This window comes from Caldalkalibacillus uzonensis, from assembly GCF_030814135.1.
GTDB classification, from domain to species: domain Bacteria; phylum Bacillota; class Bacilli; order Caldalkalibacillales; family Caldalkalibacillaceae; genus Caldalkalibacillus; species Caldalkalibacillus uzonensis.
The window spans coordinates 1-2,320 of the sequence record NZ_JAUSUQ010000044.1 but is presented as its reverse complement, the minus strand read 5'-3'; the positions used below and the strand labels follow the sequence as shown (position 1 = coordinate 2,320).

Genomic DNA, 2,320 nt, shown 5'->3' with positions numbered 1-2,320 from the left:
CTCAGGAACCCTTAGGCTTTCGGCGGACAAGATTCTCACTTGTCTTTTCGCTACTCACACCGGCATTCTCACTACCAAGCGCTCCACCGGTCCTTACGGTCCGGCTTCCATGCCCTTGGTACGCTCCCCTACCATCCTTGCGGATCCATAGCTTCGGTGGTACGTTTAGCCCCGTTACATTTTCGGCGCAGCGTCACTCGACCAGTGAGCTATTACGCACTCTTTAAATGATGGCTGCTTCTAAGCCAACATCCTGGTTGTCTGGGCAACGCCACATCCTTTCCCACTTAACGTACACTTTGGGACCTTAGCTGATGGTCTGGGCTGTTTCCCTCTCGACCACGGATCTTATCACTCGTAGTCTGACTCCCGGATTAAAGTGCTTGGCATTCGGAGTTTGACTGAATTCGGTAACCCTGTGGGGGCCCCTAGTCCAATCAGTGCTCTACCTCCAACACTCATCATCCGAGGCTAGCCCTAAAGCTATTTCGGGGAGAACCAGCTATCTCCGTGTTCGATTGGCATTTCACCCCTACCCACACCTCATCCCCGCATTTTTCAACATGCGTGGGTTCGGGCCTCCAGCAGGTGTTACCCTGCCTTCACCCTGGACATGGGTAGATCACACGGTTTCGGGTCTACGACCTCGTACTCCATCGCCCTGTTCAGACTCGCTTTCGCTGCGGCTCCGCCTCCTCGGCTTAACCTCGCACGAGATCGTAACTCGCCGGTTCATTCTACAAAAGGCACGCCGTCACACGTCACACGGAATCGTGCTCCGACTGGTTGTAGGCACACGGTTTCAGGTTCTCTTTCACTCCCCTCCCGGGGTGCTTTTCACCTTTCCCTCACGGTACTGGTTCACTATCGGTCGCCAGGGAGTATTTAGCCTTGGGAGATGGTCCTCCCGGATTCCGACGGGATTTCACGTGTCCCGCCGTACTCAGGATCCGTCCCGGAGGGACGAAGATTTCGGCTACGTGGCTGTTACACTCTATGGCCCGCCTTTCCAGACGTGTTCGCCTATCCTCGTCCTTTGTCACTCCACGTGGGACGTCCTACAACCCCGGTACGCAAGCGTACCGGTTTGGGCTGCTTCCCTTTCGCTCGCCGCTACTCAGGAAATCGCTGTTAGCACCCACGAAAGTGATACTTTCGCGGGGCCCGCTTTGCTTTCTTCTCCTCAGGGTACTAAGATGTTTCAGTTCCCCTGGTCTGCCCTCCATCTCCTATGGATTCAGAGATGGATCCTGCCCGATTAGGAGCAGGGGGTTGCCCCATTCGGGAATCCCCGGATCAACGCTTACTTACAGCTCCCCGAGGCATATCGGTGTTTGTCCCGCCCTTCATCGGCTCCTGGCGCCAAGGCATCCACCGTGCGCCCTTCGTAGCTTAACCCTTTAGGTCGCTCGTGGCTTTCCCGATGAATCTTCGCTGTTATCCAATTTTCAAGGTGCAGTTTAAGTCATTCATACAACGAGGGTTATGATCAAATCAAGTTGCATGTTTGCACATAAGGCGCAAAACATGGCAACCGGAGTTGAGACCATCTTTACGAGGTGGCCTTTGCGCTTTTCAGCAAGAGACACCGAGGAAAGATGGTCGGGAACCCTCAAAACTAAACAAAGCAGCAAGCGTGCAGGTGAATCTCAATGTAGCATATTCCGAGTCGGAAGACTCCCTAGAAAGGAGGTGATCCATCCCCACCTTCCGGTAGGGATACCTTGTTACGACTTCACCCCAATCATCTGTCCCACCTTCGGCGGCTGGCTCCCTTGCGGGTTACCTCACCGACTTCGGGTGTTACAGACTCTCGTGGTGTGACGGGCGGTGTGTACAAGGCCCGGGAACGTATTCACCGCGGCATGCTGATCCGCGATTACTAGCGATTCCAGCTTCATGCAGGCGAGTTGCAGCCTGCAATCCGAACTGAGAGCAGCTTTTTGGGATTAGCTCCCCCTCGCGGGTTCGCAACCCTTTGTACTGCCCATTGTAGCACGTGTGTAGCCCAGGACATAAGGGGCATGATGATTTGACGTCATCCCCACCTTCCTCCGGTTTGTCACCGGCAGTCACCTTAGAGTGCCCAACCCAATGCTGGCAACTAAGGTCAAGGGTTGCGCTCGTTGCGGGACTTAACCCAACATCTCACGACACGAGCTGACGACAACCATGCACCACCTGTCACCGGTGTCTCCGAAGAGAACCCTCCATCTCTGGAGGTGGCACCGGGATGTCAAGCCCTGGTAAGGTTCTTCGCGTTGCTTCGAATTAAACCACATGCTCCACCGCTTGTGCGGGCCCCCGTCAATTCCTTTGA

General features: G+C 55.0%; 2 rRNA genes. Both read right to left on the bottom strand.

What is annotated here, in order from left to right:
- Positions 1-1,398: ribosomal RNA gene (locus J2S00_RS19705) — 23S ribosomal RNA — on the bottom strand; the annotation flags it as partial.
- Between the two features lie 287 nt (positions 1,399-1,685).
- Positions 1,686-2,320: ribosomal RNA gene (locus J2S00_RS19700) — 16S ribosomal RNA — on the bottom strand; the annotation flags it as partial.